Source organism: Ochrobactrum sp. RH2CCR150, assembly GCA_014138095.1.
GTDB lineage: Bacteria > Pseudomonadota > Alphaproteobacteria > Rhizobiales > Rhizobiaceae > Brucella > Brucella gambitense.
Map to the genome: position 1 here is coordinate 28,401 of JACGXE010000020.1, position 21,543 is coordinate 49,943.

Below are 21,543 nucleotides of genomic sequence, written 5' to 3' on the forward strand. Positions count from 1 at the left end.
AACCATGAAATTCGACGCTGTGCTGATCGAGCCACGCCGCGCGAAAATGGAGGCCGAAGGCTTCTGGCCCGGCAAGACGCTGCTGGACTATTTCGAAGACTGCCTTGAAGCCAAGCCCGATGCGCTGGCGATGACGAGCATTGCCGTATCTTCCGGCGCACGACGCGACCTGAGCTGGAAGCAGATGGAAGATCTGTCCTGGCGCGCAGCGGAGGGGCTGCGGCGTCTGGGACTAGGCAAGGACGATGTTCTGGCCTGCCAATTGCCCAATTCATGGGAGTTTGTCGTTCTCTATATTGCCTGTCGTCGTCTCGGCATCGTCTTCAATCCGGTCATGCCGATCTTCCGTGAGCACGAGCTGCGCTTCATGCTGAAGCATGGCGAGGTGAAAGCCTTTGTCGTACCGAAGGTATTCCGCGATTTCGACCATGAAGCCATGGCCGAAGGTTTGCTCCCCGATCTGCCGGATTTGCAGCGTGTGATCGTGGCAGGCGGAGCAGGCGACAATAGTTTCGATGCGCTGCTGATGGACCCTGAGTTCGATAATGCGCCGGGTCTGCGAGACTATTCCCTGACGGTGCGCGGCGACGCCAATGATGTCTGCCAGCTGATCTACACATCCGGCACGACCGGCGAGCCAAAAGGCGTGATGCATACCGCCAATACCATGTATTCCAATCTGGTCGCCTATGCAGACCGTCTTGGGCTAGGCACGGACGATATCGTCCTGATGGCCTCGCCAATGGCGCACCAGACCGGCTTTATGTACGGCTTCCTGATGCCGTTCATGCTGCAAGCGCGCATGGTCCTGCTCGATCTCTGGGACAAGGCGCTGGCCGCAAGGGTGATTGCGGAAGAACGCGTGACCTTCACCATGGCCTCCACTCCTTTCCTGATGGACCTGTCCACGGCGGTTGAGGACGGAGGCACGGATGCGTCTTCTCTGCGTATTTTCCTCTGCGCCGGGACAGCCATTCCGGGTCCGCTTGTCGAGCGTGGCAATCGCATTCTGGGCGCGAAGGTGATTTCTGCCTGGGGCATGACGGAAAACGGCGCGGTGACCGTTGTGCCGCCGGAAGACCCGGATGACCGTTCAGTGAATACTGACGGCCCGGCCTTGCCCGGCATGGAATTGCAGGTGCGCGGGTCCGATGGCAAGCCTGCCCCGGCGGGCCACGAAGGCGAGCTTTTCGTGCGCGGCTGCTCGAATTTCGTCGGCTATCTGAAGCGCCCGCAATGGAACAATACCGATGCCGAGGGCTGGTTTGACACGGGCGATATCGCGCGCATGGATGCGCAAGGCTATATCCGTATCTGTGGCCGTTCGAAGGATGTGATCATTCGCGGCGCGGAAAACATCCCCGTCGTTGAGGTGGAAGCACTTCTCTACAAGCATCCAGCCGTGCAGCAGGTCGCCATTGTCGCTTATCCCGACGAGCGGCTGGGCGAACGTGCCTGCGCTTTCATCGTCGCGCGGTCTGGCCAGGCGATTGATTTCGACGATATGATTTCGTTCCTTGGTGCGCAGCGTCTGGCGCGCCAGTATTTCCCGGAGCGTCTGGAACTGCGTGACCGTCTGCCTGCGACGGCATCGGGCAAGATCCAGAAATTCGCGCTGCGCAACGAGTTGCGTGAAGAATATGAGAGGAATCGCAAGTGACTATCAACAGTGCCAACCGTATCGCCGGACCGCGTGTCGTCGTAACAGGTGCTGGAGGGCCGATGGGCCGCGCCATCATTCGACGGCTCGTCGCGGACGGTGCGCGGCAACTGGCACTGACCGATATTTCCGGCACAAGGCTTGGCGAAACAGCCACCCTGCTGGCGGAGGAATTTCCGGAACTGAATATCGTAACCTTGCGCGGCGACGTGACCGTGACGGCGGAAGCGGAGGCTTTCGCTGCGGAAACGCTGAAAGATTTTGGCGGTATCGATGTGCTGGTGAACACGGTTGGCGGCATCCGCTCGTCCCAGCTATATACGCCCTTTCTGGAAATGGACGAGGCGCGGTTTCGCGCCACGCTGAACCTCAATCTGATGGGCAGTTTCCATCTGATCCGCGCCTTTGCGCCGGGGATGCTGGAGCGCGGGCTTGGGCGGATCGTCAACTTCGCATCGGTGGTTTTCGGCGGTGAGGGCGGGCAGGCGGATTATGCGGCGGGCAAGGCGGCCATCGCATCGCTCACACGCAGTCTGGCGGAAGAATTTGCGCCCGCGATTACCGTCAACGCCGTTGCACCGGGGCTGACACGCACATCCGTCACGCAAACCATGCCTGCCGAAAACGCCGCGCGGCTGGTGTCGAGAGCCTATAACCGGCGCATGGCCGAGCCGGAGGAAATTGCCGAGGCGGTCGCTTATTTCGCTTCGGAACCGGCCCGTTTTGTTACGGGCGAGATCATGGCCGTTTCAGGCGGCTTTCACCCTCATTTGTAAAGAGCCTATCCATGTCCGATCCGGTCCACCTGTCCATCGATGACGGCATTGCGTTGATCACCATCGATAACCCGCCCGTCAATGTCACATCGCGCGCGGTGCGCGAAGGGTTGATGGCGGCACTGGACGGGGCGCAGGCTGCGGGGGTTGGACGTGTTGTCCTGACCGGGGCGGGCAAGACTTTTGTGGCCGGAGCCGATGCGAAGGAATTTTCTGCGGCGCCGCAACCGCCGCACCTGCCGGATATTGTCAGCCGTATCGAGACTTTTCCGGTGCCGGTTGTCGCCGCCATCAACGGTACTGCGCTTGGTGGCGGGTTGGAACTGGCGCTGGCTTGCGCAGCGCGCATTGCCGCGCCCAATGCCACGGTCGGTCTACCGGAAGTAACGCTTGGCGTCGTGCCGGGCGCTGGTGGCACGCAACGCCTGCCGCGACTGGTCGGGCTGGAAAATGCGCTGTCGCTGATTTCCGAGGGTAAGGTGGTGAGCGCCGTCGAGGCGGAAAAGATCGGCCTTGTTGATGCTCTTGCCGATAATCCGGTGGAAGCGGCGCGTCGCTATTCCTGGCTGGAGCGTCCGGCAACCGGCGCATTGCGTGGCCCTGTGCTCAACAACGCTGCAATCGAAGCGGCCCGCAAGCAGGTGGCAAAACGCAGCCCGAACCAGATTGCGCCGCAAAAGGCCATCGATCTGATTGAGGCGTCTTGCACATTGCCTTTGAATGACGGGCTGGCGCAGGAGCGCGCCGTCTTTCTGGAGCTGAAGTCTAGTGATCAGGCGGCCGCTTTGCGCCATGTCTTTTTCGCCGAGCGCGCGGCAATGGGACAGGGCAAGACTGGTGGCGCGGATATCGCCTCCGCCGTGGTGGTTGGCGGCGGCACGATGGGGGCAGGCATAGCCTATGCGCTGGCCGGTCTTGGCATCAATGTGGCGCTGGTCGAAACCGACGAGGCCGGTGCGGTGCGTGCCCGCGCCAATATCGCCAAGCTCTACGGCGAGGCAGTCGCGCGCGGAAAATCCACGCCGGAAAAAGCCGAAGCAGATCAGTCAGCGCGGTTCAGTTTCCATGTCGGTTATGATGTCTTGCCAGCAGCCGATATTGCGATTGAGGCGGTTTTTGAGGATATCGACGTCAAGCGCGCAGTCTTTACCGCGCTCGATGCCGCCTTGCCGGAAATGACCATTCTGGCGACCAACACGTCCTATCTCGACGTCAATCACATTGCCGAAGTGGTGCGCAATCCTGCGCGCTTTCTGGGGCTGCATTTCTTCAGCCCAGCCCATGTGATGAAACTTCTGGAAGTGATCCGCGCCGATGACACCAGCCCGGAAACACTCGCGACGGCCTTGCGCCTTGCCGGGCGGATGAAGAAAATCCCCGTATTGGCCGGTGTTTGCGACGGTTTCATCGGCAACCGCATTCTGACCCGTTATCGCCAGATCTGCGATATCATGCTGATCGAAGGGGCGTTGCCCGCTCAGATTGATGCCGCCATGCGCGGCTTCGGCATGGCCATGGGTCCATACGAGGTGCAGGATCTTTCCGGCCTCGACATCGCCTATGCCAACCGCAAGCGTCTGGGCTGGAAGACCAAAGCGGGTTTTCGCTACATTCCCATTGCTGACCGCATCGTGGATGAGACGGGTCGCCTCGGTCGCAAGACCAATGCGGGCTGGTACGATTACGAGGGCGGCAAGGCAACGCCTTCGGCGCTGATCGACGCCATCGTCATCGAAGAATCAAAGCGCGCCGGTATTGAGCGTCGCGCCTTCAGCGACGAGGAAATCGTTGCCCGCGCGACGGCGGCCATGGTCGAGGAAGGCTTCCGCATTCTGGAAGAAGGCATTGCTGCACGTTCCGCCGATATCGATCTGGTGATGATCTACGGCTATGCATTCCCGCGCTGGCGCGGTGGGCCGATGCATTGGGCGGGGCGTGTCGGCTTGTCGGAAATAGAGCGGCGCATCGCGGAATATGCGACCAAGGACCCGGCCTCCTGGGGTGTGCCGAACCTGCTTGCGCGCGCCGCCACTGAGGGCAAAACACCCGAAGACCTTTAGAACAATTACCTCCCAAGCTTAGCCCTGCACAACGAAGCGTCCGGGCCTTCCGTCTCTGGCGGAAGACCCGCTTTTTTCTGCCGTTCCGCGACAATTAAGATGAGCCGGAACGAACTGGCTTTTTATAGTCTATAAAAAATATAGAAATACTTTTCTTATCAGTCCGCACCGCCCAATCTAGGGTTTGAGCCAGACTGTCCAGGCCATCAAGACCGAAGGCAAGACGACAGAATCCCACCGACCGTCCAACCTTCGAGGCCTTAATTTATGACATCCAGCCTTATCTCCCGCCGCTCGTTTCTTGTGGGCAGCTCGCTTCTCGCAATCACCCTGTCGACGGCTGCCAAAGCCGCATCCAATGCAACATCAAGCGCGACGAAAGCCGCGACGGGCGAGCCTGTTTCCGGCGGCACGCTCGTGGTTGGACAGTATCAGGAGCCGACCTTCTACGATCCCAACCGGCAATATTCCTGGGAAACCTATCGCCTCGACAAGCATATCTATGAATCGCTTCTGGCCGAAGATCTGAGCGTCACCTCGCAGGATGGTCCACCGCCGCTGGTGCCCGCGCTCGCGGAAAGCTACGAAGCCAATGAAGACTTCACCCGCTTCAAGTTCAAGCTGCGGCGTGGCGTGAAGTTCCATGACGGCGAGGATTTCAACGCCGACGCACTGCACTTCAATATCCGTCGCTTTACCGACAAGGATTTCGAGTTCTACGACGTTCGCGCTGGCGCGACGATGAAGAATGTCTATGGCACGCTGACCGCCTTCAACATCATCGACGATCATACGGTCGAATATGTGTTCAGCGAACCGTTCCGCGAATTCCCGCGCATGCTGCCGCAAGGCAATTACGTATCGGGCGTTTTCAGCCCGAAGGCCTTGCGCACCTATGGGCAGGACGGTCTGGCCGAACATCCGACCGGCACGGGTCCGCTGAAATTTGTCGAACGTATTCGCAATGAAAAGACGGTTCTGCAGCGCAACGATGACTATTGGGGCGTCAAGGCGCGTGTCGAGCGCATTATTTTCCGCCCGATCACTGACGATTCCACTCGTCTTTCGGCGCTGCAATCCGGCGAAATCGACATTCTGACACGCACCCCGACCGATGCCGTCGAAACGCTGACCGATGCGGGCTATCAGGTGCTGGACAGCACCGGCGCGGGTCAGCTTTTTCTTGGCTGGCACTTCACGAACAAATATGCCGCGTCGGCGAAGATCCGGCAGGCAATTATACAGGCCATCGACCGTGAAGGCATTGCGAAGACGCTTTTCCGCGGCCATGCGCTGCCGTCTTACAGCATCTTGAATATCGGCAATACTGCCTATGATCCGGCGCAGCGCGACCATGCCTATGATCCTGAAGCTGCCCGCAAGCTTCTGGCCGAGGAAGGCTTCAAGGACGGCGAGATTGCCTTCACCATCATCACCGATGAAGCCAACCAGCCGACAATCGAGTGGATCCAGCGCGATCTGGCCAAGATCGGCATCAAGGTCAGCATCGTCTCGCAGGAATGGCTGACCTATACCGCCAATCTTGGCAAGCTGCCGGATGATGTCGCGCTGTTTGCGATGGAGTGGGGCTTCATCACCCCATATTGGCTCAAGCTGGTCTATCAGGGATATATCCTCGGTCATGGCGGCAAGGACGCAGTCGGCGAGGAAGCAGCAAAGCTCATCGCCGCCGCCACACGCGAACCTGATGAAGCCAAGGCGATTGCACTCTGGAAGCAGGCCAATGGCGCGCTTCAGGAAAAGTCGGCGATCCTGCCGCTGCTGACCTTCACGCGTTACTTCACCGCTGCCGCCAATGTTCGGGGCTTCAACGCACCGGCGCAGAATTTCTACGATCTCAGCACGGTCTGGCTTGAAGCATGACACGTTATATCCTGCATCGCGTCCTACAGACGATCCCGGTCTTCTTCGTCATTTCGGCGCTGGTCTTCGTTGCCGTCCGGCTTGCGCCGGGCGACCCGATCAGCAACGCGCTGCACGGACAGGTCTCGCAGGAATCGATCAATGCCATCCGCGCCCAATACGGTCTGGACCAGCCTCTGCTGGTCCAGTACGGCGTCTGGATCAAGGATCTACTCTCCGGCACATGGGGCAACTCGCTGGCCCTGCGCGTGCCGGTTGCCAGTGTGCTGGGTCGTGCTTTCGCCAATACACTGATCCTGACGGGTGCATCTGTGCTGATCTGCCTTGTGTTCGGCACGCTGATCGGCCTCTTCTCGGGTCTGCGTCAGGGCAGTTTTGGCGATCGCGTCGTCATGCTGCTGGTTCAGGTGGCGCATAATCTTCCGGTATTCTGGCTTGGTCTGATCCTGATCTGGATTTTCGGCGTCCAGCTGCGCTGGCTGCCGGTCTCGGGCATGTATAATGCGCGCGGCGATCAGGGGCTGGCCGACCTGCTGCGGCATCTGGCGCTGCCCGCTCTGTCGGCGGCAATCATTTCAATGTTGATCCTCGCCCGCATGGTGCGGTCCACCGTGATCGACATCATGAACTCGGATTACATCCGCACCTATCGCGCGCTGGGCTTTCCCCAAGCATCCATTGTACGGCGCCATGTCGGACGTAATCTGCTGAGCCCTGTCATCAACATGACCGGCTTGCAGATCGGCTATCTGCTGAGCGGCGTGATTTTCGTCGAAAACGTGTTTGCCTGGCCCGGCATCGGCACGCAGCTCTACAACGCTGCGGCAGGCCGCGATTACCCGATGATTCAGGCGGGCACCATGCTGATTACCGGCTGCTTCCTGGCCGTCAATCTCCTCACCGATATTGCCCTCGACCTTCTGAACCCGCGGCTGTCCCGGACGGCGAGCGGCTCCAACTGATGAAAGGCGACTTCTAATGGCTATCGTGGAAACCACGCAAACCATCCTGTCACGCGAGTTGGGCAGCTCAACCGCATCACTGCGCTGGCATCGCCTGACACGCGACAAGCTGGTCTTGGCCAGTCTGGTGTTCATTCTTGCAGTCGTGGCGGTCTCGGTCGCAGCACCCTGGATTGCACCATACGATCCCAATGTCGCCGATGCGGCACTGCGTCTCGCACCGCTTGGCACGCCCGATCATATCCTCGGCGTGGATGCGCAGGGCCGCGATATTCTGAGCCGGGTGATCTGGGGCGGACGCTCGTCGCTGCTGGTCAGTGTCCTGCCGGTTGCGGCGGCGGTGCTGCTGAGCATCGCGCTAGGTCTTGCTGCGGGTTACAAGGGTGGCAAGCTTGCGGCCTTCATCATGCGCGTCATCGATCTGGCATTCGCCTTCCCGATGGTGCTGCTCGCCATCGGCCTTGCAACAGCCTTTGGCCCCGGCCTGTGGACTGTCGGTCTCACCATCATCTTCAGCGCCACACCCTATCTCACCCGCGTCGTCTATGCCGAAGTGCGGGCGGAACGCGACAAGGAATATGTTGAAGCGGCGCAGGCGCTGGGCGCATCGCAGTTTGAAATCGTGTTCCGTGAAATTTTGCCCAATGTTGCAACCTCGGTACTGGTCTATGGCACCACGATGATTGGCGGCATGATCGTCTTCTCGGCAGGGCTCAGCTTTCTTGGTCTTGGTACGCAGCCGCCGACAGCCGATTGGGGCCGCATGGTGTCGGAAGGCTCAAAGGTCTTGATCCTTGGATCGGCGCATGTGGCCACCGTTCCGGCTCTGGTGATTGTCGCTGTGGCGCTGGCTTTCAATTGGTTGGGCGACGGCCTGCGCGATCTTCTCGATCCGCGCCGATGACGAATTTCTGGAAAGAACTGATATGACGCTTCTGGACGTAAAAGGCCTTACCGTCGCCTTTGCCAATCGCGACCGTTACGATACGGCGGTCGAAAACATCGACTTCCAGATCGAGCCGGGCGAGATCGTGGCCCTTGTGGGCGAATCCGGTTCCGGCAAAAGTGTGACGGCTTCGGCCATCATGGGCTTGCTGCCGCAGCGCAGCACACGGCTTGGCGGCAGCATCCGCTTTGAAGGGCAGGAACTGCTTGATCTTTCCGAGCGTGCGCTGAACAGCGTGCGCGGCGCAGGCGTCAGCATGATCTTCCAGAACCCGCTGACCTCTCTCGATCCCTCATTCCGGATCGGCCAGCAGCTTGAAGAAAACCTGCGTTATCGCAAGCAATCGAGCGCCAGTGCCGCGCGGGAAGAAGCGCTCGGCTGGCTGCACAAGGTCGGCATCCGCAATGCGGAGCGCGTGCTGCGCTCTTTTCCGCATGAATTGAGCGGCGGCATGCGGCAGCGTGTGATGATCACGCTTGCCATCATGAACAATCCGAAGCTGCTGATTGCTGACGAGCCGACGACTGCGCTCGATGCCACGATCCAGAAACAGATTCTCGATCTGCTTCTCGATATCAACCGGGAGTTCGGTACGGCGATCCTGATGATCACCCATGACTTTGGCGTGGTGTCCTATCTCAGCCAGCGCGTTGCCGTGATGAAGTCCGGCAAGATCGTGGAGCAGGGGCCGACGGCGCAACTGCTGACCGAGCCGCAGAACGATTATACGCGCCGTCTCATCAATGCGGTGCCGGTCGTTGGTGACCGAATCGCCAATCCGTCTGCATCGCGCCGCATCGGCGTGCCGACCGCAGCCGGGGCCGATCATGGCGCAGCACATGTGCGTTCCGACGAGGTGGTGCTCAGCCTTGAAGGCATTCACAAGGAGTTCGCCAGCCATTCGGGGTTCTTCGGCGGCAAGGCAGCGCCTATTCCTGCCGTGCGCGATGCCAATCTCGATGTGCGCCGTGGCGAGATATTCGGTCTCATCGGCGAATCCGGTTCCGGCAAATCGACACTGGCGCGCCTTGCGGCCAAGCTTATCCCCGTCACCAGTGGTTCAATTCGCTTTCTGGGAGAGGATATCGGCACGCTGGACGCCGAGGCCAATCGCCGATTCCGCAGCCGGTTCCAGTTCGTGTTTCAGGACAGCACCGCATCCCTCAATCCGCGCAAGACTGTTGGCGAACAGCTGATCGCCGCGCCGCTGCGTCTCAAGCTGGTGCAAAGCCGCAAGCAGGCGCTGGAGCAGGCCGCCGAAACGCTGGAGCGCGTGGGGCTCAGAGCGCAACATCTCAATCGTTATCCGCATGAGTTCTCCGGGGGACAGCGCCAGCGCATCGGCATTGCCCGTGCGCTGGCCGTCAATCCGGAATTCGTCATTCTCGATGAACCAACATCGGCGCTCGACGTGTCGATACAGGCGCAGATTCTCAATCTGCTGCTCGATCTCAGAGAGAGCCTGAATCTGACCTATCTCGTCATCGGCCATAACCTGCCGGTTATCGAGTTTCTCTGCGACCGCGTCGCGGTGATGGAACAAGGCCGGATATTGGAAACCTTCGACGCCGTCGACCTTTTTGCCAGCGGCAAGCACCTATCCACGCGCAAGCTTATCGAATCCGTTCTGCCCATCCGCCGGGTGCAGCAGCCTGCGGACCAAGGCACGCACCTCAATGCAATACAGGAGTTAGCATGACACAGTCCCAACAGGTGGCGCTGGAGCCAATCTGGCCGCACGTGCCGGATGCGCAATTCGAGACGCTGGCAGCCCGGTTCCGGCCGATCTTCGCAAAAATCCGCGCCGGTGCGGTAGAGCGGGATCGCAACCGCATCCTGCCGGTCGAAGAGCTGCAATGGCTGCGCGCTGAAAAGTTCGGCGCGATCCGTGTTCCGCGCGAACATGGCGGCTATGGTGCAAGCCTTGTCACGCTTTTCGCGCTGCTGATCGAGCTGGCGGAGGCGGATTCCAATCTTGCTCAGATTTTGCGCGGTCATTTCGGCTTCATCGAAACACTGCTGCCCGATCCGGCCAACCCCTGGAGCGCACGCTGGCTGACGCTTGCCGGTGATGGTGACTGGTTCTCGCCAGCCCATACGGAGCCGGGAGATTCCCGCCACGGCAGCTTTGCAACCGTTGTGACCGATGGCCCGGAAGGCCCTGAAATTAACGGGCGCAAGTTCTATACGACCGGTGCTTATTATGCGGATTGGATCGGCGTCACTGCGGGGCGAAACGATGCTTGGGTTACAGTCGTCGTTTCCACCAAGGCAGAAGGGCTCACCATCATCGATGACTGGGATGGCTTCGGTCAGGCGCTGACGGCGAGCGGCACTACCATCTTCGACCATGTGAAGCTCGACGAAGCGGATTTCGTTTCGGCGCTTACACGGGCCGAACATCTGTCGGCTGTCTATCAGCTGACGCATCTGGCGACACTGTCCGGTATCGGACGCGCAGCTGCGAGCGAGACGGCCACCTATATCGCTGAACGCCGCCGCACCTATGCCCATGGCAATGCCGATACGGCGCGGGAAGACCCGCAGATTCTGCAAGTCGTTGGCTCGGTCTTTGCCAAGGTCTACGGCGCCAATGTCGCCACTATAACCGCGACGGCGACGATTGAGCGGTTCTTCGAAAGACTGCTGAAGGGCGAAGCCACGGAAGACGATCGCGTGCGGCTCGATGTCGAAGTGTTTCAGGCGCAGGTCGCGACGGCCACCCAGATTCTGGACGCGACGACCTTGCTATTCGGCGGGCTTGGCGCATCGGCGCTCAGCAAGTCGCGCGGTCTGGACCGTCTCTGGCGCAATGCGCGGGCGATTTCCTCGCACAATCCGCTGATCTATCGCGAGCGGCAAATCGGCGATTATGTGGTCAATGGCAATGGGCCGCAGAATATCTGGGGCGCCAGTACTGCAAAGAACACGCAGGCTGGTGAAGAGCGTCAACTAGCAAAGGCGGACGCAGCATGAAAAAGATCATCTACAACGCCTTCGCGCATGTCACACCGAACCACCACAGCCATGGCTATTGGCGGCATCCCAATGGCCGTCATCAGGTGGATTTCAAAAAGCTCCAGCCCTGGATCGAACTTGCACAGGAAGCCGAACGCGGCTTCTTCGATGCGGTTTTTCTGGCAGATGTTGCCGGTGTTTACGACAAGTTTCGCGGCGGAAAGGAAACCTCGATCCGCACGGCGATGCAGTTTCCGAGCCACGATCCGGCAAGTCTCGTTTCGGCGCTGGCCGCCGCCACGAAACATATCGGCTTTGCGGTAACAAGTTCGGTCTTGCAGGAGCATCCTTTCGGCTTTGCCCGCAAGATGTCGACGCTTGATCACTTCACCGATGGTCGTGTCGCGTGGAACATCGTCACGTCCTATCTCGACAATGCCGCCCGCAATTACGGTCTGGAAGCGCTGCCGCAGCACGACGACCGCTATGCCTGGGCCGAGGAGTATCTCGAAGTCGTTTACAAGCTGTGGGAAAGCAGCTGGGAAGACGATGCGCTGCAAGCCGATGCCGAGCGCGAGATTTATGCTGATCCGGCCAAAGTGCACACGATCAATCATGTGGGCGAGCGCTATCGTGTCGAGGGTCCGCATATCGTCGAGCCGTCACCGCAACGCACGCCCTTCCTGTTTCAGGCAGGGGCATCGGAAGCTGGGCGCGATTTTGCAGCCAAGCATGCTGAAGCGACCTTCATTCCTGCCCGGACGCCGGAAGGTGCACGGCAGGACATTGAGGATATACGCGCCCGCGCCATCGCCTTTGGCCGCCAGCCGGACGACCTCAAATTCATCGTTTCTCTGGCGCCGGTGATCGGCGCGACCGAAGAGGAGGCGCATCGCAAGCGCCGTGAGCTGAAGGAATGGTTGAGCATCGAAGCGCTGCAGTCGTTCTGGAGTGGCGGCATGGGCGTCGATCTCTCTGACATCGATCCGACGCGGCGGCTCGATGAAATTCTGGAGACCAATTATGTGCGTGGCAATGTGCGGGCCTTCATTCAGGCCGCACCAAGCGGCATCGTCACCTTCGGCGATCTCCTCAAGGAAACCGTGTCGGGCCGTTTTGCGGGTACACCGGAACAGGTGGCAGATGAGATCCAGCGCTATGTCGATGTGGGTGTCGATGGCTTCAACATTGTCCCGGTGACGACGCTTGGCTGGTGGCCGGAATTCGTGGATGGCGTGGTGCCGGTGCTGCAACAGCGCGGCCTGATCCAGACCGAATATCGCGAAGGGACACTGCGCGAAAAGATCAGCGGAAAGAGCGCACGCCTGCCAGCCTATCATACAGGCCGCAACTGGCCGGTAACGCAAGTCGCCGCCGAATAGAGCATTTCCAGCAAAAGTGCGAAGCGGTTTTGCGTCCGGAAATGCGTAAAAACAAAAACCTAGAGCGGTTCCGACGATTCCGTCAAACAGGAACCGCTCTAGAAATAGCAGAGCGCCGATTGGTCGGCGCTCCGATCATGATGCTTACCGTGCCAAACCTGCGTCCTGCAGGAACTTGACCGATGGCATGATCTTGTTTTTGTCGCGCAGCTCAAGGATCAGGCGCGGATTGCTTTCCAGCTGGGCCAGAGCGGCGAAAACGCCATGCCAGCGGATGGTGCCTTCGCCGATGCCCCAATGACGATCGGCATGGCCATCGGCATCCTGCAGGTGGACATGCTGCAGGCGGTTGCCCGCACGGCGGATGAAATAATCGACCGGATGCGCGCCAAGCGAGCCATAGGTGAAATGGGCATGGCCGGTATCGACCGAAACGGCGACCGATGGCGACTGGAAGCTATCTGCCAGCAGGCAGCGCGCGTCGGTGTCGATGTCCTCGATATTCTCGATCACCAGCGTGCAGCCGATTTCCTCGGCGCGCTTGACGACTGGCGCCAGCGTTTCATGGGCATAGTCCACGATCTGCGGGCCGCTTTCCGGGAAATTGTCGATATTATTATAGGTCCAGAAATTATAGGGGCTGTGGATCACCATCTGCGTTGCGCCGATGAATTCACAGACCTCCAGTCCCTGAAGATAACGCTCAGTGACGATCTTGCGAATGTCTTCGTCCTGATTGGAAAAGTTGAGACCCCAGAATGGACCGTGAATGCCAAGACGGCCCTTATAGCCGTCAAGCAGGGTCTTGATGCGGCTTGCTGGTGTCTTCCAGTCGGCTTTCAGGAGAGCAACATGGACAAAGTCCTGTATCTCCAGATCGCGGTTTTCCGACAGGATGAAATCGAGATTTTCTTCGAGATAAGACAGCGGCACGGCTGCGCCGAGAAGCGGCAGGTCGGACATAATCAATTTCCTGGATTGACCGGAAGCCATAGGGATAGAGCGGCCCTGCCTCGCCTCCGGATTGATGTGCAGGCAAAACCGTTGTTCAGGTGATATGTGTCAGGCTGCGGCTTCAGCCAGTGCCAGGCGCGATGCGATCACCAGATCAGGACTGTCGGAGGTGATGTAGGCGACATCGCGCTCCATCCAGCGGTCGATCAATGCGCGATCATTAAGCGTCCAGACGCCAAGGCGATCCTTGGGAAACAGCGACGTGATGTGGTCGAATTCGGCTTCAAATAGTTCGTGGTGCACGCCGACATAACGGACCAAAGGTTCGACGCTGCGGAAGAAGGTTTCCAGCCCCCCATTGCGCTGCACCCATTGTGCATTGAGCGAAATGAGCCGATCGATTTCCGGCGCGATTTTGGCGCAATGTTCAACCACGCTGCGGTCGAAGGAGTGCAGCACGACATGGTCGCCAATGTTGCGTGCGCGGATGATTTCCACGGCCTTTTCCACGAGGCCCTCATAGGGCTTGCCGTCGGAGCCGGATTTGAGTTCGACATAAAGCAGCACGTCCGGCCGTGTGGCGAAGACATCGAGCACTTCCTCGAAGGTGGGGATGTGATCGGCAGTAACCGTGCCCTGTTCGTCTTTCAAGCGCACCGAACGACGACCGGCATCGTCGAGCATGCGAACGTCACCGGAACCCGTGGTGGTACGGTCGAGCGAGGCGTCATGAATGACGAGTATCTGACCGGCATCGGTCAGGTGAAGGTCGAACTCCACGCTGTCGATGTCGAGGTCGAGAACATTGCGAAAGCCGGTGAGCGAGTTTTCCGCCCACAGGTTGCGAGCGCCACGATGGGCCATGATCTTTTTCATGTCTTGTGTCCTTACTGAACGGTTGGGTCGAGCTTGTCGCGAAGCCAGTCACCCAGAAGCGAAATGGAGAGGGTGGTCAGAACGATCACCAGTGCCGGAGCCAGCATTATCCACGGCGCACGTGTCAGATATTCGCGCGCAAAGCCGACCATGTTGCCAAGCGACGATTCCGGCGGCTGAACGCCGAGACCGAGGAAGGAAAGGCCGGATTCCATCAGGATGATTTCCGGAAATGTCAGTGTCATGGAGACGATCAGCGTCGAGGCGACATTGGGCAGGATATGACGGAAATAGACACGGAACGGTGTTGCCCCCAGCTGCACCACAGCGCTGGCATAGCCTTGCGCTCCGGCGGAAATGGCAAGTCCGCGCGCGATACGGGCATAACGCTCCCAGCCGTAGAAACCCATCAGGCCGATCAGCAGCGGCATGGAATTGCCGAAGAAAGCGAGCACCGCGAGCGCCAGCACCATAAAGGGCAGGGCGGCCTGAAAGTCGGCCAGCATCAACACGATGTGCTCGATCCAGCCGCGAAAACGGGCTGCTAGAAAGCCCAGCAAGGTGCCGAAGACGGCAGAAAGGATCGTTGCGCCAAAGGCAATCACCAGCGAGACGCGAATCGACTGGATCAGACGCGAATAAACATCGCGGCCCAACTCATCTGTGCCGAGCCAGTGTCCGGGCGATCCCACCGGGACAAGCCGCGCCATCAGGTCCATCTTGGTGATGGAATAGGGCCGCAGATAGTCGGCAAAGATCACGACGAACAGCATCAGCGCCAGCCAGAAACAGGCAAAGGCGACGCTCATTGGCATGGTGGTGCGCAGGCGCGTGATGAGCGCGGGCGCCTTGACGGTGGGGCTTGGGTTAAGAGCGGTATCGGTCATTATAGTGTCCTCAATGCGCGGCTTTGGCGCGCAGGCGGGGGTCGAGAACGCCGTAGAGCACATCGACAACGAGATTGGAGATCACCATGCAGCTTGCGATAATCAACAGCAGGCACTGCACCACGGCGAGGTCTCGATTGGCGACAGACACCACCAGAAGTCGGCCAATGCCGGGCCATGAGAAGATGGTTTCGACGACCACCGCCCCGGCAATCAATGCGCCGACCATGAAGCCGACGATGGTGACAATCGGCACGGAGGCGTTGGGCAAAGTGTGTTTCCACACCACATCGTTCCAGCTGATGCCCTTGGCTGATGCCGTGCGGATGTAAGGCTGCCCCAGCACTTCGATCATGGCCGAGCGCGAGAAGCGCGCGAGAATGGCAGTGCCGCCAATCGCGATGGTGAGGGTCGGCAGAATGCCATGGACCCACGTATCGCTGCCGCCGGATGGAAGCACGCCAAGCTGTACCGAAAAGATCAGCACCAGCACCAGACCGAGCACGAAAGACGGCACGGTGAAGCCGAGGATCGACAGGGTGATGACGCCGCGGTCAGCGATGCCCTGACGATGCAGCGCCGCATAGACGCCTGCCGGAATGCCGAGGCAAAGTTTGATGATGAGCGCTGGAATGGTGATCTGAAGTGTGGCGGGCACACGTTGCAGCACCAGATCGATAGCCGGCGCCTTGTCGCGCATCGAGATGCCGAAATCGAAGCTCAATATGCCTTTGAGATAGGACAGATATTGCAGCCAGATGGGGTCATCAAGGCCCCACGCCTTGCGGAAGGCATCGATGGATTCCTGTGGCGCATCGGGGCCGAGCATGATCTGCGCCGGGTCACCGGACATGCGCAGCACCACGAAGGCAAAGGTCATCACCAGAAAGACGGTGATCAGCGCGCGGAAAAGACGGGAGGCTATGAAGGTGATCATGGGTGCCTCACGCAGCGCTTTTTGCTGGCTCAACGAAGTGACAAGCCGTGCGCCGGTCAAAGCCGGTTGATTCCAGATCGGGCATCGTCGTCGGGCATTGAAAGCCCGCCACCGGACACCGGGGGTGAAACACACAACCGCTCGGGCGGTTTGCGGGGTTTGGCGGTTCACCCTTGAGGATCATGCGCTGGTTGAATTTCTTGCCCGGTATGGGAACGGAAGATACCAATGCCTTTGTATAGGGGTGCTGGGGCGTTTCGAAGATCACGCCGGAGCTTGCTTCTTCGACGATCTTGCCGAGATACATGACGGCGACGCGGTCGCAGATATTGCGCACGACTTTCAAGTCGTGGCTGATGAACACCATGGCGATGCCGTGTTTTTCCTGAAGGTCGCGCAGGAGATTGACCACCTGCGCCTGAATCGAAACATCGAGCGCGGAAACCGGTTCGTCGCAGACAAGCAGCCTTGGGCTGGTCGCGAGAGCGCGGGCAATGATAACGCGCTGGCGCTGGCCGCCGGACAATTCATGCGGATAGCGCTGGCCCTGATCGCAGCGCAGCCCGACAGATTGCATCAGCTCGCCGACACGTTCCTTCAGTTCCGCGCCCGAAGCTATCCCATGAATTTGCAGCGGCTCGCCGATCTGTGCCGCTATCGGCAGGCGGCGATCCAGCGCCGCCAGCGGGTCCTGAAAGACGAGTTGCATCTGCGCCCGCAGCTTGCGCCAGCCGGCTGTGTGGCGGCGTGGCAGTGGCTTGCCGTCGAACAGAACCTCGCCTTCGGTGGCGTCGTCTATGCCAAGCAGCATGCGTCCGAGCGTGGATTTGCCACAGCCGGATTCACCGACGATACCCAGCGTCTCGCCGGGCTGAACGCGCAGGCTGACGCCATCCACCGCCTTGACCGGATCGGCTTTCTTGAAGAGCCCGTCGCTTCGGTAAACCCGTACCAGATTGTTTGCTTCAAGCAGGAAACTCATGCCAAAGCGCCTTCTGTCGGGATTGTGCGGCTGTGATAGACATGCGATGCCGCGCTTTCAGCATGGGGATGAAAACAGGCGACCTTCTGGCCGTTTCGCATCTGCAAATCGGGCATCGCCGTGGTGCATGTTTTGCTGGTTTGCGCACAGCGTGGCGCGAAGGCGCAACCGGTCGGCAGATTGCGCGGATCGGGTATAGTGCCGGGAATGGCGCGCAGGCGCTCACGCCCGCCGTCAAGGCGCGGGATGGCTTCGAACAATCCGCGCGTATAGGGATGCTGCGGTCGGTCGAACAGCTCGACCGTCGTTCCGCTTTCAACGATACGCCCGGCATACATGACGCAAACGCGTTCGCATATCTGGCTGACCGCGCCGAGATCGTGGCTGATGAATACCACTGCCATACCGGTTTCGCGGCGAATCTGGTCCAGAAGATCGAGAATTTGCGCCTGAATGGTTACATCAAGGGCGGTGGTGGGTTCGTCGGCGATGAGGACGTCCGGTTGACCGGCGAGCGCGATGGCAATCATCAGGCGCTGGCACTGGCCGCCAGAAAACTCATGCGGATAGAGATCGAAACGACGGGCCGCATCGGGGATACCGACGCGTTCCATCAGCTGGACGGCTTCGCTGCGCGCGGCCTTGTCTTTCAGGCCGCGATGCAACGACAGGGATTCAACGATCTGATGGCCGACTTTCTTGACAGGATTGAGTGACGAACTCGGGTCCTGAAAGATCATCGCGATACGCCCGCCGCGAACGCTTTCCTTGACGGAGCGGGTGGAGCCTACCAGTTCCTGACCGTCCACCTTGACCGAGCCTGACACAGAAGCCTTGCCGGGAAGAAGCCCAAGGGCTGCAAGCCAGGTTACGGACTTTCCGCAGCCGGATTCACCGACGAGGCCCAGCGTTTCACCGCGGCCCACGTCTAGATCGATTCCGTGCAGAACCTGTACGCCGCTGAAAGAGACCTTCAAGTCCCGGATGGAGACGAATGCCACGGTCGTCCCTTTCTGTCGGTCAATCGCGGTCTTTTGCGATTATCGATGCAATTTCATTGAGAATGAAAAGGCTGGCATTGTGAAATGCCAGCCTTGATCAGCGGATCAGACGTTCCAGTTGGTGGAACGGAAATCCATGGCGAATGCCGGTGCGGCCTTCCAGTTCAGTTCCTTCTTCATGCCGGTGAACACGGCATTCTGATGCAGAACATTGTAGGCCGGGTCTTCGCGCTCGCAGATTTCCAGCATGCGCTTGATGGCCTTCTTGCGCTGGTCGCGGTCGGTGGATGTTTCCATGATGACCGACAGCTTGTTGACCTCGTCGTTCGACCAGTCCTTCTTCTGCTGCGCTTCACCATTCGGGCCGAACTGGACCACCAGCGGCGTGATCGGATCGTTGATGTTGTTGGATGCCGACCAGTCGCGAACGCCCTTGATGCCTTCCGGATCGTGGATCTGCGCCCAGTTTTCCTTCATCTCGATCTCGACATTCAGGCCGACCTGCTTCCACATTTCCACCAGAACCTGCGCCGTCGGCGTCTGGTTGGTGTAGTAGTTGTTCAGCAGGCGGTAACGGATAGCATCGCCCTTATAATTGGCCTGCTTCAAGAGATCGCGCGCCAGTTCAGGATCGAATTTAGGCGGCTGCCAGTCATCGATGAACATGTCGGAAGTGCGGAAGCTTTCAAACTGCATGCCGGCCGGTACAACCGTCTGACCGGCCCACAGCGCATCCACAATCGCCTGACGGTCGATCGAATGGGTCATGGCGCGGCGCACGAGCGGATTACGCAGGATTTCGTTCTGCGTGTTGAACACGGTGATGCGGTGGTTCCAGATGGTCGAGCTCTGGATTTCGAGGCCCGGATTGGCAGTCACGGTGCCGATCTGGTCTGGCGGCAGATCGCAGGCAAAATCATACTGGCCGGAGATGAGGCCGTTCACACGGCTTGCAACTTCCGGTACTTCCACAAAGCGGATCTGCTGCAGAGGCGGCTGGCCGCCCCAATACTCGTCGTGAGCTTCAAGCACGAGTTCCACATCCGGCTTGTAGCTGGCGACCTTGTAAGGCCCGGTTGTGACCGGCTTGCGCGCCCATTCGGCATAGGACTTGGCTTCATCCCAGGCGCGCTTGTTGGCGATCTGCGAGCCAAAGGCATAGAGGCGGCCTTCAAGCGTGACGTCCGGCGTCGCATTGTGGAAGCGGACGGTATATTTGTCGACGGCCTCGACGCCGCGCAGCGCTGGCCAGAGACGACGTGAAACGCCAGGAATGGCGGCAGGCAGTTCTTTTTCCGTCTGCGGTTTGAAATTCGCTTCATAAAGCGTCTTGCCGCCAGCAGGCTCGGTGCCAGCAAAAAGACGCTCGTCGGAGAAGGAGAAGACCACGTCTTCGGCGGTCAGTTCATCGCCATTGTGAAACTTCACGCCCTGACGCAGCTTCAGCTCGATGGTCTTGTCGTCGAGGCGCTTCCATTCGGTGGCGAGGCCCGGAACCGGACCCTGATTGCCCATCCAGTCACGCAGGATCAGACCTTCCCACAGGTTCGGGAAGAAAACGCGCTCGCCGACATTCGACTGTTCGTTCCAGATGTCCAGCGTGTTGTTGTTGGTGATCTTCTGAACGGCGACGGTGACCGAGCGGCGCTGATTGGCTCGGACGATCCCCGGCATGATGAACGTGCCAGCGGCAGCGCCCATGAGACCCAAAGCGTGACGACGGTTGATAAGCATGTTTTCCCCGATCCGTAGCGGCTGCTGGAAATCCGGCAGCCAGACTAAAACTGAGGGCGGGGAATAGGCCTCAAATGTAACAGGCTTTTCTCAGTTACTTGAAGCTTTCTTGACACTCTTGTGTATAAGTTGACATTAATGCATATATTTTAAATTGAATATCAATAATAATATTTATTTTTACGTGCATTCACTGTTTTGAACCCGCAATCTGTCGTGGCCTCACTCGGGCCCGCTAAATTTTTTTCGAGCCCGCTTTCCGCCGAGAAAGACCTGCCGTAACTTTCGCCTGCAATCTGATTTGTTCTGCGGGGTTCGAAAGCAGCGTTTATGTCCATCGATAAGGGTAATCTGGAAAAACTTGCCTCGCAGCGCGTCAATGGCGTGGGCGGGCTGACGGTTCGTTTCAAGGACGGACGCTCCCGCATTTCCCGGCTTTATCAGGAAGGCGCCGCCAAAATCCGTATGCCGCAGGTGGCGCAGGATCCGCTGGAAGCCATCCTGATCAACACATCCGGAGGATTGACCGGCGGGGACCGGCTGCGCTGGGATGTGGAACTGCAGGAAGGCGCTTCCGCCGTTATCACCACGCAGGCCTGCGAGCGCATTTATCGCTCGGGCGGCGGTGAAGCGCGCATCGAAACACACATCAAGGTGGAAAAAGGCACGCGTCTTGCATGGCTCCCGCAGGAGACCATTTTGTTCAACCGCTCCGTGCTCTCCCGGGAGCTGGATGTCGAGATGGATGAAGGGGCGGAAGTGCTGCTGGTCGAGGCAAGTGTGTTCGGACGTCTGGCCATGGGTGAAGAGGTCGAACAGGCATCGTTCAGCGACCGCTGGCGGGTGCGGCTCGGCGGGCGTCTGGTTCATGCGGAAGAGTTCCGCCTTGGGCCTGATGTTGCCGCTGAATTGCGGGCCAGAGCGGTCGCGGATCGCGGGCTTGCCGTTGCCACGGTGCTTCTGGTTTCGGCGCAGGCCGAAAGGCAGCTGGAGGCCGTGCGCGCCATCATCGGCGACGAGGGCGGCGCCAGCGTCTGGCAGGTCGGCAGCGCCTCGAAACTTGGCGTGCGGCTCTATGCGCCGGACAGTTATGCCTTGCGCAAGCGCCTCGCTCCTTTGCTGGCGCTGCTCAATGGAAGGGCAGGACTGCCTAAAGTTTGGTCAATTTGAATTTGCGGCCACCGGGCCGTGTTTGTTGAGAAGGTTCGGAACGAAGTCATGAATTTGACGCCCAGAGAAAAAGACAAGCTGTTGATCGCCATGGCGGCGATGGTCGCCCGTCGCCGTCTGGAGCGCGGCGTGAAGCTCAATCATCCGGAAGCCATCGCCCTGATCAGCGACTTCGTCGTGGAGGGTGCGCGGGACGGGCGCACTGTAGCCGACCTGATGGAAGCGGGCGCGCATGTCATCACGCGCGAACAGGTGATGGCGGGCGTTGCCGAAATGATCCACGACATTCAGGTCGAGGCGACATTTCCGGATGGAACCAAGCTCGTCACGGTGCACGAGCCGATCCGCTGATTTTGAATTTCAGTTTTTTAAAA

At 59.5% G+C, this 21,543-nt stretch carries 18 protein-coding genes; 11 read left to right on the forward strand and 7 right to left on the reverse strand.

Going from position 1 to position 21,543, the window contains the following annotated elements; genetic code table 11:
* Positions 1-4 precede the first annotated feature (4 nt).
* The 9 genes from aliA (at position 5) to FHW03_RS23770 (ending at position 12,628) form a co-directional block, all read left to right on the forward strand.
* Positions 5-1,660 carry a cyclohexanecarboxylate-CoA ligase gene (gene aliA / locus FHW03_RS23730; RefSeq protein WP_182522903.1) on the forward strand — a complete coding sequence of 552 codons (1,656 nt, stop codon included), beginning with the start codon at positions 5-7 and terminating at the stop codon, positions 1,658-1,660.
* The gene (locus FHW03_RS23735; RefSeq protein WP_182522904.1) at positions 1,657-2,436 is read left to right on the forward strand and encodes an SDR family oxidoreductase; all 780 of its coding nucleotides are present in this window, start codon (positions 1,657-1,659) and stop codon (positions 2,434-2,436) included. The genes aliA and FHW03_RS23735 overlap by 4 nt, the downstream gene beginning before the upstream one ends.
* An 11-nt stretch (positions 2,437-2,447) precedes the next feature.
* A complete protein-coding gene (locus FHW03_RS23740; protein ID WP_182522905.1) occupies positions 2,448-4,496 on the forward strand; it encodes a 3-hydroxyacyl-CoA dehydrogenase NAD-binding domain-containing protein in 2,049 nt (682 codons plus the stop codon).
* Positions 4,497-4,763: 267 nt separating this feature from the next.
* Entirely contained in the window at positions 4,764-6,380 is a 1,617-nt protein-coding gene (locus tag FHW03_RS23745; protein ID WP_182522906.1) for an ABC transporter substrate-binding protein, read from the forward strand.
* On the forward strand, positions 6,377-7,342 hold the full coding sequence (locus FHW03_RS23750; protein WP_182522907.1) for an ABC transporter permease: 966 nt from the start codon (positions 6,377-6,379) through the stop codon (positions 7,340-7,342). The genes FHW03_RS23745 and FHW03_RS23750 overlap by 4 nt, the downstream gene beginning before the upstream one ends.
* Positions 7,343-7,358: 16 nt before the next feature.
* Positions 7,359-8,246 (forward strand): ABC transporter permease, encoded by an 888-nt coding sequence (locus FHW03_RS23755; RefSeq protein WP_182522908.1) that lies wholly within the window; start codon positions 7,359-7,361, stop codon positions 8,244-8,246.
* Positions 8,176-9,987 carry an ABC transporter ATP-binding protein gene (locus FHW03_RS23760; RefSeq protein WP_182522909.1) on the forward strand — a complete coding sequence of 604 codons (1,812 nt, stop codon included), beginning with the start codon at positions 8,176-8,178 and terminating at the stop codon, positions 9,985-9,987. Before FHW03_RS23755 ends, FHW03_RS23760 begins: the two co-directional genes overlap by 71 nt.
* A complete protein-coding gene (locus tag FHW03_RS23765; protein WP_182522910.1) occupies positions 9,984-11,264 on the forward strand; it encodes an acyl-CoA dehydrogenase in 1,281 nt (426 codons plus the stop codon). The genes FHW03_RS23760 and FHW03_RS23765 overlap by 4 nt, the downstream gene beginning before the upstream one ends.
* Entirely contained in the window at positions 11,261-12,628 is a 1,368-nt protein-coding gene (locus FHW03_RS23770) for an LLM class flavin-dependent oxidoreductase (RefSeq protein ID WP_182522911.1), read from the forward strand. Before FHW03_RS23765 ends, FHW03_RS23770 begins: the two co-directional genes overlap by 4 nt.
* 144 nt (positions 12,629-12,772) lie before the next feature.
* Here FHW03_RS23770 and FHW03_RS23775 read toward each other — a convergent pair whose 3' ends face one another.
* The 7 genes from FHW03_RS23775 to FHW03_RS23805 all read right to left on the reverse strand — a co-directional run bounded on the left by FHW03_RS23775 (position 12,773) and on the right by FHW03_RS23805 (position 19,999).
* Complete coding sequence (locus tag FHW03_RS23775; protein WP_138787042.1) at positions 12,773-13,591, reverse strand: sugar phosphate isomerase/epimerase; 819 nt, start codon at positions 13,589-13,591, stop codon at positions 12,773-12,775.
* Positions 13,592-13,690: 99 nt separating this feature from the next.
* Positions 13,691-14,458 (reverse strand): glycerophosphodiester phosphodiesterase family protein, encoded by a 768-nt coding sequence (locus FHW03_RS23780; RefSeq protein WP_182522912.1) that lies wholly within the window; start codon positions 14,456-14,458, stop codon positions 13,691-13,693.
* 11 nt (positions 14,459-14,469) lie between these two features.
* On the reverse strand, positions 14,470-15,345 hold the full coding sequence (locus tag FHW03_RS23785; protein WP_182522913.1) for an ABC transporter permease: 876 nt from the start codon (positions 15,343-15,345) through the stop codon (positions 14,470-14,472).
* A gap of 10 nt (positions 15,346-15,355) precedes the next feature.
* On the reverse strand, positions 15,356-16,282 hold the full coding sequence (locus FHW03_RS23790) for an ABC transporter permease (RefSeq protein WP_182522914.1): 927 nt from the start codon (positions 16,280-16,282) through the stop codon (positions 15,356-15,358).
* 7 nt (positions 16,283-16,289) lie between these two features.
* The gene (locus FHW03_RS23795) at positions 16,290-17,264 is read right to left on the reverse strand and encodes an ABC transporter ATP-binding protein (RefSeq protein WP_182522915.1); all 975 of its coding nucleotides are present in this window, start codon (positions 17,262-17,264) and stop codon (positions 16,290-16,292) included.
* Positions 17,261-18,265, reverse strand: a complete 1,005-nt coding sequence (locus tag FHW03_RS23800) for an ABC transporter ATP-binding protein (protein WP_182522916.1) — start codon at positions 18,263-18,265, stop codon at positions 17,261-17,263. Before FHW03_RS23800 ends, FHW03_RS23795 begins: the two co-directional genes overlap by 4 nt.
* 105 nt (positions 18,266-18,370) lie before the next feature.
* Positions 18,371-19,999 (reverse strand): ABC transporter substrate-binding protein, encoded by a 1,629-nt coding sequence (locus FHW03_RS23805; RefSeq protein WP_182522917.1) that lies wholly within the window; start codon positions 19,997-19,999, stop codon positions 18,371-18,373.
* A 330-nt stretch (positions 20,000-20,329) separates the two neighbouring features.
* Between FHW03_RS23805 and FHW03_RS23810 the strand changes: the two genes are divergently transcribed.
* Positions 20,330-21,169, forward strand: a complete 840-nt coding sequence (locus FHW03_RS23810; RefSeq protein WP_182522918.1) for an urease accessory protein UreD — start codon at positions 20,330-20,332, stop codon at positions 21,167-21,169.
* A 48-nt stretch (positions 21,170-21,217) separates the two neighbouring features.
* The gene (locus FHW03_RS23815) at positions 21,218-21,520 is read left to right on the forward strand and encodes an urease subunit gamma (RefSeq protein ID WP_078338387.1); all 303 of its coding nucleotides are present in this window, start codon (positions 21,218-21,220) and stop codon (positions 21,518-21,520) included.
* Positions 21,521-21,543: the final 23 nt, after the last annotated feature.